This window comes from Bilifractor sp. LCP19S3_H10, from assembly GCF_052119185.1.
Classification (GTDB): domain Bacteria; phylum Bacillota; class Clostridia; order Lachnospirales; family Lachnospiraceae; genus Bilifractor.
In genome coordinates, this window is the sequence record NZ_JBQKFT010000001.1 from 264,132 (window position 1) to 280,130 (window position 15,999).

Sequence of the window (15,999 nt, forward strand, 5' to 3'; positions counted from 1 at the left end):
ACCCTCACATAGTTCATTGCAATATACAATATGACATTCACAATAATCCTTCACAACAGCTTTTTGCCTTTTCATCTTTTAATCTTCAATCATGCGAACCTTCACATGGTAGATTTTCTTCTCGCCCGGCTGCAGGAATTTCAGCATCCCGTTTTTTCTCATGACATCTCTGCCATCTGGATAGCAGTTTCCGCATTCCAGACCAAGCACATAATCTCTGACGCCCATCATTTTCCACTCTACAAAGCCGTCAAGTTCCGATGCGTCAAAGCTGATGCGGAGTCCCGCATGCAATTTTGGCTGGTAGATTTCCGCGATTCCGTTCTCATCTGAAAATCTGTGATAATAACAGCGCTCCTGATACCCTGCTGTCGGCTTCTCCATATGCATCCAGTTTGCAATATCATCCGCTGCATGAGCGTCCCTCGGCTTCACTTCCACAGATGGAATCGTAATCACACTGTCCTCGTCCAGAAGCGGATAACCCATGTTCATATGATACAGAACTTCCATCGGCTCCACCCTGTCACCGGTATTTGTGATACTATCGCAGATCTCAAACTCATTCGTTTCCGTGGAGACGCGGATCTCCCGTTCCAGTCTCAGTTTTCTGCCGAAAATCTGCTCATCCTTTGTCACCGTATGAACGATCAACTCTCCGCCCTTTTCAAAAAAATATGCCTGCTCACAGGGGGAATTCGCAATGGACCCGTGCAGAGGCAGTTCTTCTCCCTCGTCCGTACACGGGCTCCCTACTGCCTGCAGCCCGCATGTGGTAAGAAATCCGGCAGTAAAAGAGGACAGCCAGTTACTGCCTGTACGGTCATAGTAGGCCGGTGCCACATAACCGCACGGAGACATATAACTCATATTGATTCCTTTGAACCGGAGTCTTGTAATATCCCCATTTCGGTCAGGAGAAATGACAAGCTCCAGTCCCTTTCCGTTATTCACCTCAAACAGGCGCATTCCATCGCCCTTTCCGCCTGACAGACGGTGTTCTTCGATCCCATAGAGCTGGGAATCATGTCCGATATATGGATTCATTCTTATCCGCTCCTACATCAATGGTCTGACTGCATGATATACCTGTCGATATCTCTCATATATCTTCTGATATCTCTCATGCATCTCTTTTCTCGGCACATAAGTCACAGTTTCTTCCACCATGTGAGCAGCCGCATCCGCAAGATCAGAAAACAGGCCGATCGCCACTCCTGTCAGCATGGCGCTTCCAACCGTTCCCGCATCTGCAGTTTTCAATGCCGTCATCGGAAGGTTCAGCATATCCGCCTTCATCTGCATCCAGACAGCAGAGTGCGCGCCGCCGCCTGTCGCATGTAATTTCTGAAAATGAATTCCGGAATGCTTCAGTGCCTGCAGGTTCAGGTACATTTCATAAACCACGCCCTCCATACAGCCGCGGTAGATGTCTGCTGCGGTAGTGGCCGTTGTGAGCCCCAATACCGCGCCCTTTGAACCCGTGTCCATATATGGTGTCGCGGCTCCCGCAAAATGCGGCAGAACCAGCAATCCGCTCGGTTCCTCATGATGAAGGCAGTCATACATTTTTTCCAGGTATTCATTTACAGAAATTCCCTGTTCCCCTGCCAGCTTCTTCTCCTCTTTCGCAATGGTCTCTACACACCACTGCATCAGCGCACCGCCGGTATAGGAAAATGCATAAGCCACGTATTTTCCAGGTATGACATACGGTACAACGGAAAAATATCCCTCATACATCACATCAATGTCCGGAAGTTCATCGTAAATCGGAGTCAGACACTCCACCGTTCCGGCCCCGTCAACCGCCACCGTCCCGTCAAATGCTCCTGCTCCGACTGCCGCAGCCACCTGATCATGGCTGACGGATACGATTTTCGTATCCGTCGACAAGCCCGTCATCTGCGCGGATTTCTGTGTGATCACTCCTGCTATGGTGCCCGAAGGTACCGGTTCAGACATCAGATTGCTGTCAATGTCTGCCGCCTCAAATATACCCCTGCTCCAGCAAAGATTTTTTATATCGAAGGCCATCGTGCGGGTGGCAAGAGAATAGTCAATCTGCGCCTTTCCGGTCAGATGATAAACCACATAGTCTCCCATCAGGAAGATTCTCCTGGTTGAAGCGTAAATCTCCGGACAGTGTTTTTTGATCCACATTATCTTGGAAATGCTATACATCTCATGGGGTCTCAGTCCTGTAATATGCGCAATATTATGCCCGCCAAGCTTCTCGATCAGTTCCCGGCACTCTTCCTGCCCTCTCGGATCTGTATACAGCATTGCCGGATGAAGCGGATTTCCCGCCTCATCCACGCAGACGAACGTCTCTCCAAAGCTTGTCACACCGATACCCGCAATATCCGGGTACTTTTCAGCCATCTCCCGAATGGATGCATACACGGCGTCCATAATGGCCGCAGCGTCAATCTCATGACCGGTGACCGCGCGCGTCACCGGATAATCGCGATAGGCTTTCGCCAGATATTTTCCCTGATCATCGAATACCGTACACTTGCATCCGGTCGTTCCGATGTCTAATCCTGCTATCTTCATACTATTTCCTCAATCATACAAACCAATCCTGTATTCGTCCAATCGCAGCGTTCCCGGCGCACAGGAAGAGTGCCTGAGACCCTCAACGACTTTCTTTTGATCTTTGCCGCAATGTTCCCGGCACACGGGAGGACTGCCTGAGATCCTCAACGACTTTCTTTTGATCTTTGCCGCAATGTTCCCGGCACACGGGAAGAGTGCCTGCCAGCGGGCGGGAAAATCACCGGCACGGCCGCTGCGAAGCGGCTATCTTGATCTGCGGACTTATACATATTGTGGTGCCCCTCCAGCAGGGCATAGCCTTTACTGATCAATGTCAACCCACTCATATCCAAGATATGTAGTGAAAGCCTCTTTTAAGATCTCCTTCATATGGCCGACACCTACACAGGTATGGTGCTTGAAGCCGCCCTTCGCAAGCTTAATCATTTTATCCTGCATATTATCTATGGCACAGACGCCTGCACATCCGAAGTATGCATCCTCGATGGGATCATCGGTGAATTCTGCCTCTGTGGCGTAGATAACCACCTTTCCATCCACGGTTAAGCAGTTGGAAAGCGTTGTTTTCATCGGACGGATACGGCCCTCGTTTGTTCCCCATCCTGATCCCGGATCCCCTTTCGCAAACATCTTGTGTTCGGTAACCGTACCCTTCTTTACCATAAGGCTCTGGGCAGTCGATCCGCAGTGGAACAGGATTACCTTGTTCTCATCATCTCCGTAGTTATTGTTCCAGTCAAGGACTGCCGCCGGCTGCTCACTTGCGAGAGCCATTGCCCGCATGGATATCGCGGAAGTCAGATCAATCTCACAGGAGGTCACGATACCGCGGTCATTCAGCTCCGAAAGGAGTACACACGGACAAACACGAAGAATTGTCTCCATCTCATTCCAGCAGCGAATCGCCAGCGCATCCAGATGATACTCTTTGATGTATTCATCAATGACAACCGATATCTTAGCCAGAGTATTCTTGTTTTTCTCCGGAACTTTGCTGAAGTCCGCATATTTCATCAGGCTTTCTTTCTTAGCCAGAACGGCAGCATCCGTATCGGCTTTGTTATTTACTTTGTATATGAGTTCTGAAAGATCAAAGCACTCTACAGTAATGCCGTTTTTCTGCAAACCGATCTCGTCAAATCTGGTTGTCTTGAATGCCGTGGTTCTTGCCCCGATGCACCCGATTGTGAATCTTTTCATTCCATTCACCACGCGGCAGATCGCGGCAAAGTCACGTAAATTCTCCTGAAACTTTTCAGAAAGCGGATGAACGACATGTGGCTTTAATACGGTAAACGGTACCTGATACTGCGTGAATACATCGGTAACTGAGAATTTCCCGCAAAATGCGTCTCTTCGGTGGGCAAAGTCCATTTTCCCGATCTCATCCGGATATGCCTGCATTAAAATTGGCACTCCGGCATCCCGCAGCGCAGTGATCGCCCCGTTCTCATCTGCAAAGATCGGCATAGAGAAGATCACTCCGTCGTACTCTCCCTCATGCTCCTTTAACCATTTTGCATAAAGCATTCCCTCGTCTCTTGTCTCAATACCGCCGAACCGGGTAAGTCCGGCATCCATCGCGATATAGTCATAACCCGCGTCTGTGACAGCCTTGATCATATCCTCTCTTGCGCCGTAGATTAACTCTCCCGGCATGAAACCTCTGTTACAGAACGCCAGCGCAAATGTCATCTTTTTTCCCATCACTCTGTCCTCCATTAAATCAATGAACCTTTAATCCATCAACGCAAACATTTTCATTGCTGCCTTTACATTTTCCTTCATGGCATCCCGTCCTGCCATACTGATCGATGAGAAGAAAATCGGCTCATCGGATTTCAGTGTTTTCAGATAGGCAGCAGCCGCGCTTCCGCCGGATTTATCCATGTACGTGAAATAATTCATTTTTCTTACGCCGGCTTTTACTGCCTTTCCGTAATCTTCCCTGCTCACCCCGGAGCCGCCGTGCATGACTACCGGAATGTTGTTCGTAAGAGCTCTGACATTTTTCACAACATCAAAGTCCAGCTTCGGCTCTGTCAGATAAATGCCGTGAGTAGTGCCGAAAGAGCATGCCAGCGCATCAATTCCGCTTTCCTCCACAAATATCTTTGCCTGTTCCGGGTCGGTATAAATCTTGGTTTCATCCGCTTCTCCCGTATCATCTCCTGCTCCGGACTCTCTTCTTCCCATGGAACCCAGCTCGGCTTCCACGGATGCGCCTGTCCTGGCTGCCATGGCGACTGCCTTTTTCGTATTCTTCAGATTTTCCTCATATGGAAGCGTCGAGCCGTCATACATGATGGAAGAAAAGCCCAGATCAAGCGCCTGCTGCAGATATTCCAGAGTCTCACCATGATCCAGATGCACACATACCGGAACTTTGGATTTCTTCGCCGCTTCTATCATAATCGGTCCGATCAGGTCTAATGGGATCCACGGTTCGTGGCACTGCGCGAACTGAATGATGACCGGAAGCTCAAGCTCCTCTGCTGCTTCTGTCACTGCCTGTAGCGCCTCAAGATTCGGTGTATTAAAAGAGCCGACAGCAATTTCTTTTTCTTCTGCTATTTTCATTACATCATTTAATGTTGCTAACATGAGAACCTCCTCCTGTAAACTTTTTTCTGTGGTTTATTATCCTCATCATAGCTTTTCCGGCGCCGGTTTTATATAGGAGTCTGTTCATTTTACTTTGAATTTGTTCGCTGATATAATAAAATAAGTTCGCCGATATCCAAAATATCCAATTGATAAATGATATCTGTTATTAAAAGCGAGGTTAAGGAAACCATGATTTCTACTTTCAATCGGACAAAGCTGAATTCCCTTCTCCAGGATTTTTACCGGCTCACGCCAATCCGTATCACTGTCTTCGATGATCAGTTTACAGAGCTGGCTTCCTATCCGGAACACATCGCGCCGTTCTGCCAGATCATCCGCACGGATAAAGAAGGATATGAGAACTGTAAAAAATGTGACAGAGAAGCCTGCCTGCGTGCCGCCAGGCAGCGTTCCCCATACACCTACCGCTGCCATGCCGGCCTCACGGAGAGCATCACACCGCTATATCTCGGAAACATTATCATCGGCTACCTTCTGTTTGGTCATGTGTTTGCTTATCCCTCCCATGAAACGGGATGGAAAATAATCGAAGAACAGTGCAGGAATTACAAGGTGGATAAAGAACTTCTGAAAAAAGAGTGCTTTTCCATGCCGCTTCACTCAGAGGCTTATATTACCTCTGCCTCCCACATTCTCGAGGCAGTTGCAAGTTACCTCTGTCTGGAGCGCATGGCGAGCCTGCGCAAGCAGGAGCTTCCCGTACAAATTGACGAATATATTCAGGCTCATTTTCTGGAAGACCTGACGGCTAAGGATATCGCTGAAAAATTTGGAATTGGCAGAACGCAATTATATGAGATTGCAAAACAGAATTATGGTACAGGGATTGCAGAACATATCCGGATCTTAAGAATGGAAAAGGCGAAACAGCTTCTGGAAGACAGAAGTCTTCCTCTGGCTGAAATCGCCTCTCAGTGTGGATATAAGGATTATAACTATTTCATTACTGTGTTCAAACGTACCGCAGGTGTATCACCAAAAAAATATCAATCCATTTTCACATCAAATCGCCTGCAAAATCATTAATCTTGCCACGCTGCTACCGAGTGCCCTGATGCAGCCCATGGCAGGATTTGTCTCTTGAATGCGGACGCCGAGAAGGGGGAGCAGAGATTCCATTCCGGCAAAGTCTTCAAAACAAAATGGCGGGCTGTTTTCGAAAGATCTTTTGACCTCTTTCGAAAACAGCCCGCTTTTTCATTAAGGATTAAATGTCAGCAACTTACAGAGTGACCGATTCTCCGCATCTTCACCGGGTTTTTATTCTTCAAAAAATACTCTCTTTGAAATATCTTCCGGATCCTTGGGCCCCGGAAGTTCCGCAATACCACCGAAAGGCATCTGCGCAACCAGCTTATAGCTGTCCGGCAGATGGAACATCTCACGCACAGCATCATCAATAACCGGATTGTAATGCTGGATATTGGCCCCTACTCCCAGTTCTCTGAGACCCGCCCATACAGCCAGCTGCAGCATACCATTGGATTGATTTGCCCATACCGGGAAATTGGGCGCATAGAGAGGGAACTGCTCCTGCAAGCCCTTTACCACCGCCTCATCATAAAAGAACAGAACGGTTCCGGCTCCCGCGCGGAATCCATCTATTTTCTCCCTCGGCACCTTTCCTTCAAATACATCATAAATTCTGTCCCAGAGCTTGTCCTGTTTCTCACCCAGCACAAGCACGACTCTCTGGCTGTGCATATTAAACGCATCCGGCACAAGTTCCGTCGTTTCCGCGACAAGTTTTTTTATCTCATCTGCAGATACGGGAAGCTCCTTTTTCAGTGCATAAACGGTTCTTCTTTCCTTCAGTGATTCACGTATACTCATTTTAACCTCTTTTCTCCGTAAAGGATTGACCCGATACGGGCTTTCCATTTTTTCCGTCAGGCTGTTTCCGTTTTCCTTTTGTCTCGTATTTTGCCACCATACTGTAAATTCATGTCCGGTTTGCATCTCTTTGAGATATTTCTAGTGTCCCCTGTCAGCTGCATGATTCTTAGCTGCTTTCTTTCCGGGAATTTCTGTGCGCACGAAAATAAATTCTGTATCCGACGAGCGGTCAGGATCAAAATGATAGCCGCTCCAGTTAAATGCTTTCATCTGCTCCGGGGCTTCGGCATGGATGCCTGCCATAAATCGAACCATTTCGCCCCTGGCCATTTTAGCATATACGCCCTTCTGGACAATCTTGCCTCCCTCCGGCTCACCGAAAACACAGGTAATAAACCGGTCCTCAGGCTTCAGATATTTTTCCAGACACCTGGAATATTCCTTCGAAGCCAGATTAATAATGATCCCGCTCTCGTCCCGCACTTCCCGATAAAGACTGTCACCCCAGAAGTCATACAGATTCTTATATTGGTCAAATGATACCTTTGCCTGCATTTCCAAACGGTACGGTACCACACCGTCCAGAGGCTTTATGACACCATAAAAGCCGGACAGGATGCGCAGATGCTCCTGTACATACGCATACTGACCATCTTCGAATACAGCAGGTGCCATATAAGTGTACTGAATCCCGTCATAAGCAAGAATCGCAGGCGTAAGATTCTTCCGCAGATCCATATGATGAAACCGCTCGGAGTTCTGAAGGGCGATCTTATCGTTACAGGCCCAGAGTATCTTCTGCTGCTCATAGGAAAGGCCGCTGATCCAGTCCTTTAATCTTCCTGCTTTCTCAAGAAACGGCGGAAGCTCTGTACACGTAAAGGAATCCGTGTCCACCCGCATCTGCTTCGCCGGAGAGATGATGATCCTCATGACAATTCGTCCAGCATCTGTGCAGGATTGTCGGCAGCCTTCACCTTACCGAAGGCTTTCACAATGATGCCATTCTCATCGATCAGGTAGGTCGTCCGGACAACACCCATCGAGACCTTGCCGTAGTTCTTCTTCTCTTTCCAGACATCGTACGCCTGGATCACTTCTTTTTCGGGGTCCGAAAGCAGAGTGAACGGCAGGCCGTACTTCTCCTCAAATTTCTTATGCGAAGCAACACTGTCCTTGCTGACGCCGAGAACGACGGCGCCCTTCTCCCGAAACTGCGGATACAGCTCGCCAAACCCGCAGGCCTGCCTGGTACAGCCTGCCGTCATATCTTTCGGGTAAAAATACAGAATTACCTTCTCTCCACGATAGTCCGAAAGGCTGTGCATCTCTCCATTCTGGTCCGGCAGAGTAAAATCCGGTGCTTCTGTTCCAATATTCAACATCTTACATTCCTCCTCCTATAATAAAGTCAGCCTACTGCTCCTGAAACTGCCTCCTCTCTGAACCTCTTTCAGCATATCTGTCAAATTACACTCCACCGTAATTCCGGTAGTTCTGTCATGAATTGAAGCATCCACATGATCGTCTGCCATCTGAGCAGACTAACCAGAGCGCGAACTGGAAGAAGGATGATTCGGAATATCAACAGAAAGATGAACCCAATTATGCGAAATACCTTCATATCTGATTATAAGAGACCGAACGGGAAATACCGAACACTTTCGTGTCAGAATTTCTGACATGAAGGTTTTTGTTGACCAATCCGGGACTATTACTCTCGCTTTGTTTCGCCTGATTATAAATCCATGCTGTCAGGATTCAACAGGAAGTCAAAAACACTCATCACCAACACACCTTCTTCATTGTAAAGCGGTGCTATGGCATCTTTTGTGATTATGATTTTCTTGAACCCATCGCCTGTATTGACCAGAGAGCGTTGTTCCTGCTGCATTTTCTTTTCATCATGCACAGCAAATGCCGACTGAATATAGTAACGTTTGGAACCTTTATTGCAGACAAAATCAATCTCTAGTTGCTTTCTTATTTTTTTACCTGTCTGATCTGTTTCATTCATCACAACGACGCCTACATCGACGTTATATCCTCTGACTTTCAGTTCGTTGAAAATGATATTCTCCATCGCGTGTGTTTCTTCGACCTGTCGGAAATTTAATCTGGCATTTCGAAGACCCAGGTCCGTGAAATAATACTTGGATGGTGTATCAATATATTTCTTACCTTTTATATCGTAGCGAATTGCACTGTCAATCAGGAAAGCGTCTTCAAGATAATCGATATAGCGTTTGATCGTCATCTTACTGATAGTCGTATGTTTTACGCTCTTAAAAGTTGCACACAGCTTGCTCGGATTCGTCAGAGAGCCGATGGAAGAGGACAGAATATTCAGAAGTTCTTCCAGCTCCACTTTATTTCTGACATTATTTCTCCCGATAATATCGGAGATATACGTCTCCTCGAACAGAGATTTCAGAAAATCACCCTTCTGATCCGGCGTGGTAAATGTGAGTACTAACGGGATTCCTCCATAAAGCACATAATCACGCCATCCATCCGCTTTCTCACCCTCATACACAGACATAAACTCCGCAAATGTCAGCGGATACATATGCACTTCATCACCACGCCCGCGGAACTCTGTAATGATATCTTTGGAAAGAAATTTTGCGTTGCTGCCTGTCACATAGACATCAACGTTTTTCCTTCGCACCAGGCTATTCAGAATGGACTCAAAATCTCCGAGAAGCTGCACCTCGTCCAACAGCACATAGTATTGATCCTGGTCGTTAATTCGTTCGTTCAGATAAGGGAAGAATATTTCCGGATCCCGATACTTTTTATTCTCATAGGCATCAAAAGCCATCTCTATAATATGATCGTCCGGAACCTGGCTCTTCCTGAGATACTCTCTGAACAACTCAAAAAGCAGATACGATTTTCCGCATCTGCGAACCCCGGTAATGACCTTAATCAACCCATTATGACGCTTGGAAATCAGCTTGTTCAGATAGGTATTCCTGCGAATTTCCATTTTCATCATCCCTGTCTAATAATGATACAAAAATGCGGAATCCGCATTTTTGTCCATTTACATTGTAGCTCGCATCACACTGGTCGTCAACACTTCATGTGACATTTTTGCGGATTCCGCATTTTTGTCCATCTTATATGAATTGACGTTTTGCACCACCTGCAAACGAAACGCAATTAGTTGATATCCAGATCCGCAGTGACCTGATAGTAATCGCTGGCGTGAGCGGTATAACCCGTCACATTGCTCTTGGAAATCATGTTCATTTGCAGAAAGGAGCAGAAGACAAAGGCGTTATCATCGAGAATCGCCTGCTGCAGGCGTACAGCCAGCTCACCCCGTTTGGCGGTGTCGAACTCGGTTGACAATTCTTCAATCATAGCACTGACTTCCTTGTTCTCATAGGCGCCAAAGTTGTAGCTCATACCGGGCATGCAGCTGGTGGTAAAGAAATACTGAGGATCACCGGAGGGGGCGGTGACCAGAGCGGAGGCATAAATGTCCCAACTGTTCATATCAGCAAGGAACTCCCGACGGTTGGCGGTACAGTTGATGTCCACATCCATGCCGATCTCCTTCAGGGTAGCCTGCACAGATTCGGCAAGCAGAGGCAGCTCCTGACGGCTGGGATAGGTCAGCCATCGAATGGACAGCTTCACGCCGTCCTTCTCCCGGATGCCGTCGCCGTCGTTGTCCACCCAGCCGGCTTTTTCCAGAACTTCCTTTGCTCCTTCAGGATCGTAGTTTTCTGTAGTAACCTTCTCCCCGCCAAAATTTGAGAAGCCGTTGGGGAATGCGCCATTGGCGGGAACGCCGTGGCCATCCAGCATGGTCTTCACAAAGCCTTCCTTGTTGATGCCCATGGCAATGGCTTTCCGAACAGCCGCGTCCTGAATGATGGGGCTGGTCATGTTCATGGAGGCGAAAAACGCCCGTGAGGTCTGAATGGAGGAGAACTGATAGTCGTCGTTTTCAAAATTAGGGTAAGCCTCGTATGCCATACCGTAGGCGGCGTCAATGTCTCCAGCCTGTAAAGCGGCGGACAATGTATCGCCGTCGGACAGAGTGCGAATGGTCAGCTCGTCGATCCTGGGGGTGCCGTTCCAGTAGTTTTCGTTCTTGGTCAGTGTCAGGTGATCGTCCGTGACCATATCCTTCACCACATAGGGACCGGTGCCAATAACGATTCCTTTATCAAAGTCGCTGGCATCCACATCGATGATGCAGCCGTAGGGATCGCCAAGATAGTTCATAAGGGCAGGGTTGGGTTCGCTGGTGATAATGGTCAATACCTGACCGTCCGCCTTGATATCCGTGATCTTTGTGTCGCTGGGAGCGCGGTCATGGTTCGCAAGTAAATGTTCAAGGCACTGCTTCACCGCATTGCCGTCCATTTTCCGTCCGTTGGAGAAGGTAACGTTATCCTGCAACGTTATGGTCCAGGTGCAGTTACCGTCATTTTCCCAGGACTTTGCCAGCCAGGGTTCCAGCTCCATGGTGTCGGTGTAATGCACCAGCGTCTCACCGATACCATAGCGGATACAGGCCCAGCCGTTGTAGGTGCGATGAGGATCGACGGTTTCCTCCCAGTTTTCAGAGTTGAAGGTGGTGTCGCCGATGGTCATAACTTTCCTGTCTGCGGAGACTTCCTGCCAGGAAGCATTGCTGCCACTGTCAGCAGCAGGTGCCTGCGCCGGGGTGTTGCTGCCGCAGCCAGCCAGCAGAGAAACGGCAAGACAGGCAGCCATAATCAGGGAAAACGGCTTTTTCATTTTATATTTCCTTTCTTCAAATGTAATATGTGGAAGCCAGTCACCTAGCCCGGCACCAATGACCATTACAGAACGCTGTCGATCAAGCGCTGAGTGTACGCATTCCTGGGATGTTGAATGACTTCGTCGGGAGTACCCTCCTCCACAATGCCGCCGTGATACATCACCAGCACCCGGTCACAGAACTGCTGCACAAGAGAGATGTCGTGGCAGATGAACAGGATGGACAGGCTGTTTCCCTGTTGGGAACGAAGCTCATTCAGCAGTTCCAATATTTCCTTCTGAACAGTCACATCCAGCGCGGAGGTGGCTTCATCACAGATGAGAATCCCCGGCTTCACAGCAAGAGCCCGGGCGATGGCCGCTCTCTGGCATTGTCCTCCGCTGACCTGATGGGGATAGCGATCCGCAAAGTCAGCAGAAAGCCCGCACTTCCCCAGAAGCCGCTCCACTTCCTTGCGTGTTTCCTTACGGGACATTCCGATATTCCGCAGACTCTCCCCAATGCCGTCGCCCAGAGTCCGGCGGGGGTCAAAGGAATCTGTGGGAGTCTGGAACACCATCTGCATTTTCCGGTAGACCTTACGAAGTTCCTTGCCTTTCAGATGGGTAATCTCCGCACCCTCCAGCAGAATACTCCCTTCTGTGACATCCAGCAGCCTGGTGATCAAATTCACTGCAGTCGTCTTGCCGCTTCCGCTTTCACCGATAATACCTAAGCACTCACCAGGACGGAGGTCAAAGCAGATGCCGCTGACCGCGGTGAAATTCTCCTGCCCGCTGCGGGAAAAGACCTTTGTGAGATTTTTAACTTTTAAAATCGGTTCCATCTCATTTCCTCCGTAGTCTCGGCACTGCGGAAAGAAGCTGTCGGGTATACTCTGCCTGTGGGCTCCCAAGTACCTGACGGGTGTCGCCATACTCTACGGCTTCCCCGTTCTTCATCACCAGTATCTTATCTGCCATGGCCCTGATAACCCCTATGTTGTGGGTCACCAAAATCATGGCCGTACCGTAAGTCTTTCGCACCAGCAGCATCTCGTCCAATACCTGTTTTTGCACCGTCACATCCAACGCGGAAGTCGGCTCGTCCGCGAACAATATGCCGGGATTTAAGAGCATCGCCGCCGCAATGCCCACCCGCTGCTGCATTCCGCCGGACAGCTCAAAGGGGAAGCTCTCCAGCACCCGTTCTACGTCTTCAAATCCCAGCTTTCCCATCAGCTCTATGGCGCGCTGGTGGAATTCTTGTTTTGAAATCTTTCCATGCTCGGTCATCGTCTCGTAGAGCTGTGCGCCGATGGTGCGGATGGGACAGAAGGAGCTGCCCACGCTCTGGAAGATCATGCCCAATTCCGGTCCGTTGAGTTTGCGAAGTTCTTTAGCGGGCAGGTCAGGAAGATTTTTTCCCTTGTACCAGATGTCGCCCCGGGTCACCATTCCGTCATCGCCCAGCAGACCCATGGCAGCTTTAATCAGGGTGGATTTTCCACAGCCGCTTTCGCCTGCTATGCCAAGGATTTCGCCAGGCTCCAGGGTGAAGCTCACATCCCTTACCGCCAGAAAGCCATTATAGGAGATACCTACATGATCGTACCGCAACAATTCTGCCATACCGTTACCTCCCCTTTGGATCTGCGTAGTCCCGGATTGTGTCGCCCAGAAGGTTGAAGATCATGACAGAAAGGAAGATCGCAATGCCGGGAGAGAAGGTTATCCACGGAGAGGTAGTCATCAGGCTCCGGGTGTCGCTCATCATGCTTCCCCACTCCGCAATGGGCGGTTTCGCACCCAGCCCTAAGAAACTCAGTGCCGCCAACTCCATCATCATGGTGCCAATATCCAGCACGGACGTTACCAGAATCGGACCGATGATGTTGGGAAGGATGTGTTTGAAAATGATCTTGCCCGTGCCACTGCCGGAGAGCTTTGCCGCCTTCATCCAGACTGTTTCCTTCCGGGCAAGGGTCTGACTCCGGGCGATCCGGGCATATTTGGGCCAGGAAATCACCGCCAGAGCGATAATGGCATTTTGTAATCCACCTCCCAGCACACCCGCTACCGCCAGTGCGAACACCAGTCCGGGGAAAGCAAGGAACAGATCGGAAATCCGCATAAGCACCGTATCCAATGCTTTGCCGTACCAGCCGCAGACCACGCCCACGGCGGTTCCGAAAGCGGTGATGATCGCAACCAGCAAAAGGGTGGAAAAAATACTGGTCCGGCTGCCCACTATAACCCGGGACAGCATATCCCGTCCGTAGCGGTCCGTGCCCAGAAGATGCTCCGCACAGGGCGGCTGTTTGGCGATGCTCAAATTCTGCAAATAAGGGTCATAGGGAGCGAGATACTCCGAGAAAAGGGAGCAGACAATTAACAGCGCAGCGAGTGTGCCGAAGACGATAAGACGTATTTTTACGCTGCCTTTTTTGATTTTCTGCTTCCGTATGGTAACTTCACGCATCCGCACGCACCCCCAGTCGAATTCTCGGATCAAGGGCATGGTAAAGCAGGTCTGTGATCAGATTGACCAATACGTAGATGATTGCCATCCAGACCACATAAGCCTGAATCATGGGATAGTCACGCATGGTGATGGCATCCACCGCCAGCTTCCCCACGCCATCCCACATAAAAATACTCTCAATAATCGCCGTACCGCCCAGAAGACTTCCGATGGACAGAGCCAGCAGCGTGATGATGGTGAGCATGGAGGATTTCAGCACGCTTTTCCAGAGGATAACGGAACCGCGGACACCTCTCGCCTTTGCGCCGATGACGTAATCCTTGTTCAGTTCCTCCAGCACCGCAGCCCGCACCTGCCGCATGTACTTGGCAGACATGGCAATGGCAAGAGTCAGGGTAGGCAGCATGGCGCCCTGGATACTCAATCCCTTTGAAATAACGGGAAGTATTCTCAGTTTGATAGAGAAAATCTGCATGAGAAGCAGCGCCACGAAGAAGTTGGGAAGGGAATTTCCCACGAAGCTGAAAAAACGCAGAACGTAGTCTGTTAGCTTATCATGGCGCACCGCCGTCAGAACCCCCAACGGAATGGAAATGACCACCGTCATGGCTATAGACAGCGCGGTAAGGAGCAGCGTCGCCGGGAGCTTTGAAATAAACGTCTGAAATACATCCTTCCCGGATATATAGCTCACGCCCATATCGCCCCGCATCATACCGCCCACCCAGGCAAGGTACTGGACGAGAAAGGGCTTATCCAGACCAAGTTCCGCCCGCTTCGCGTCAATGATCTCCTGTGACACCGCACCCTTATCGCCATAAAGCTCGGTAATAGCATCGCTGCCCGCCGCGCGCATCATAGCAAAAGACAGAAAAGTGATGCCAATTAGGACAGGTATCAATTGTAAGAATCTGCGTAAAACGTATTTCTTCAAATTGCAGCCCCCACTTTACAGCCCTCCACCAGGAACATAGGTGTGGAGGCATTGTTGATCCGCTCTTCTCTCGTCCAGACCTGTTTCCAGATTTCCGTATCGGCATTTGCCTGCATTCCCATCCCCCGAAGCACATCCAGATCCCACGCAGGGCGATGAATCCTGGAAAGCGGGGTCTGACGGGCGATGGCTTCCATGGCATCCACATCCGTTCCGGCAGTTTCGTCCCGGACATCTGAATCCTGAAGGTTCTTCCTGTCCAGTGCGTGTGCTGCCTGGTCATTCTCGTCCCAGAGGTAGCGGTACCAGTTAGCGTCAAAATTCAGGAGCAGCCCGCCGGGTTTCAGCACCCGCATCCAATGGGCATAGGCTTTCTCCGGGTTTGGCAGATTCCATGTGACGTTCCGGGTCACCAGCACATCAAAGGAAGCCGCCCGGAAGGACAGTTCCTCGGCATTCATCTGCCGGAAATCGATCTTCTCCGCCAGCGCCCCTGCGTTGCGCTTCGCTTCCTCCAGCATGGAGGCGGTATAGTCCACCGCTGTCACCTGATAGTCCAGCTCCGCCAGAATAATGGCGAAGAAACCCGGGCCGGTGCCTACATCCAGCACGCGGATCCGCTTCGGGTTGGTATTGGGAAACCGGGCGGCAATGCGCCGGGAGATCAGCCCTCGCCATACCGTTTTCTGGCTGGTTGCCAGTTCCTCCTGATTGACCCCGGAGTAACCGGAAGCCCTGTTTGTCCAATAGTGGATATTTTCTTCTTCATAGGTTGCAAACTGTTTCATGGCAAAAGTGCCTCCGATTT

General features: G+C 49.7%; 15 protein-coding genes. 1 reads left to right on the plus strand and 14 read right to left on the minus strand.

Features of this window, described 5'->3' with window-relative positions; translation table 11 throughout:
• Window positions 1-78 precede the first annotated feature (78 nt).
• The 4 genes from ACTQZS_RS01090 to ACTQZS_RS01105 form a co-directional block, all read right to left on the minus strand.
• Window positions 79-1,047 carry an aldose 1-epimerase family protein gene (locus tag ACTQZS_RS01090; RefSeq protein ID WP_441474174.1) on the minus strand — a complete coding sequence of 323 codons (969 nt, stop codon included), beginning with the start codon at window positions 1,045-1,047 and terminating at the stop codon, window positions 79-81.
• Between the two features lie 12 nt (window positions 1,048-1,059).
• On the minus strand, window positions 1,060-2,559 hold the full coding sequence (locus ACTQZS_RS01095) for an FGGY-family carbohydrate kinase (protein ID WP_441474175.1): 1,500 nt from the start codon (window positions 2,557-2,559) through the stop codon (window positions 1,060-1,062).
• A gap of 303 nt (window positions 2,560-2,862) precedes the next feature.
• Window positions 2,863-4,269 carry an L-fucose/L-arabinose isomerase family protein gene (locus ACTQZS_RS01100; protein WP_441474176.1) on the minus strand — a complete coding sequence of 469 codons (1,407 nt, stop codon included), beginning with the start codon at window positions 4,267-4,269 and terminating at the stop codon, window positions 2,863-2,865.
• A 30-nt stretch (window positions 4,270-4,299) separates the two neighbouring features.
• Complete coding sequence (locus ACTQZS_RS01105) at window positions 4,300-5,166, minus strand: class II fructose-bisphosphate aldolase (protein WP_441474177.1); 867 nt, start codon at window positions 5,164-5,166, stop codon at window positions 4,300-4,302.
• 192 nt (window positions 5,167-5,358) lie between these two features.
• On the opposite strand from ACTQZS_RS01105, the gene ACTQZS_RS01110 reads away from it, so the two are divergent.
• Window positions 5,359-6,216 carry a PocR ligand-binding domain-containing protein gene (locus ACTQZS_RS01110; protein ID WP_441474178.1) on the plus strand — a complete coding sequence of 286 codons (858 nt, stop codon included), beginning with the start codon at window positions 5,359-5,361 and terminating at the stop codon, window positions 6,214-6,216.
• A 234-nt stretch (window positions 6,217-6,450) separates the two neighbouring features.
• Here the strand turns inward: ACTQZS_RS01110 and ACTQZS_RS01115 are convergent, their stop codons facing one another.
• The 10 genes from ACTQZS_RS01115 to ACTQZS_RS01160 all read right to left on the minus strand — a co-directional run bounded on the left by ACTQZS_RS01115 (window position 6,451) and on the right by ACTQZS_RS01160 (window position 15,979).
• Window positions 6,451-7,023 (minus strand): nitroreductase family protein, encoded by a 573-nt coding sequence (locus tag ACTQZS_RS01115; protein ID WP_441101071.1) that lies wholly within the window; start codon window positions 7,021-7,023, stop codon window positions 6,451-6,453.
• Window positions 7,024-7,164: 141 nt separating this feature from the next.
• Window positions 7,165-7,959 (minus strand): peroxide stress protein YaaA, encoded by a 795-nt coding sequence (gene yaaA, locus ACTQZS_RS01120; protein ID WP_441474179.1) that lies wholly within the window; start codon window positions 7,957-7,959, stop codon window positions 7,165-7,167.
• Window positions 7,956-8,411, minus strand: coding sequence for a thioredoxin-dependent thiol peroxidase (gene bcp / locus ACTQZS_RS01125; RefSeq protein ID WP_279198689.1), 456 nt, complete (start codon window positions 8,409-8,411; stop codon window positions 7,956-7,958). The genes yaaA and bcp overlap by 4 nt, the downstream gene beginning before the upstream one ends.
• A 353-nt stretch (window positions 8,412-8,764) precedes the next feature.
• The gene (locus ACTQZS_RS01130) at window positions 8,765-10,018 is read right to left on the minus strand and encodes an ATP-binding protein (RefSeq protein ID WP_441474180.1); all 1,254 of its coding nucleotides are present in this window, start codon (window positions 10,016-10,018) and stop codon (window positions 8,765-8,767) included.
• 176 nt (window positions 10,019-10,194) lie between these two features.
• Entirely contained in the window at window positions 10,195-11,790 is a 1,596-nt protein-coding gene (locus tag ACTQZS_RS01135) for an ABC transporter substrate-binding protein (protein ID WP_441474181.1), read from the minus strand.
• 65 nt (window positions 11,791-11,855) lie between these two features.
• Window positions 11,856-12,620, minus strand: coding sequence for an ABC transporter ATP-binding protein (locus tag ACTQZS_RS01140; RefSeq protein WP_441474182.1), 765 nt, complete (start codon window positions 12,618-12,620; stop codon window positions 11,856-11,858).
• 1 nt (window position 12,621) lies between these two features.
• A complete protein-coding gene (locus tag ACTQZS_RS01145) occupies window positions 12,622-13,404 on the minus strand; it encodes an ABC transporter ATP-binding protein (RefSeq protein ID WP_441474183.1) in 783 nt (260 codons plus the stop codon).
• A 4-nt stretch (window positions 13,405-13,408) separates the two neighbouring features.
• A complete protein-coding gene (gene nikC, locus ACTQZS_RS01150) occupies window positions 13,409-14,254 on the minus strand; it encodes a nickel transporter permease (protein WP_441474184.1) in 846 nt (281 codons plus the stop codon).
• Entirely contained in the window at window positions 14,247-15,191 is a 945-nt protein-coding gene (locus ACTQZS_RS01155) for an ABC transporter permease (protein ID WP_441474185.1), read from the minus strand. The genes nikC and ACTQZS_RS01155 overlap by 8 nt, the downstream gene beginning before the upstream one ends.
• Complete coding sequence (locus ACTQZS_RS01160; RefSeq protein ID WP_441474186.1) at window positions 15,188-15,979, minus strand: class I SAM-dependent methyltransferase; 792 nt, start codon at window positions 15,977-15,979, stop codon at window positions 15,188-15,190. The genes ACTQZS_RS01155 and ACTQZS_RS01160 overlap by 4 nt, the downstream gene beginning before the upstream one ends.
• Between the last annotated feature and the right edge of the window lie 20 nt (window positions 15,980-15,999).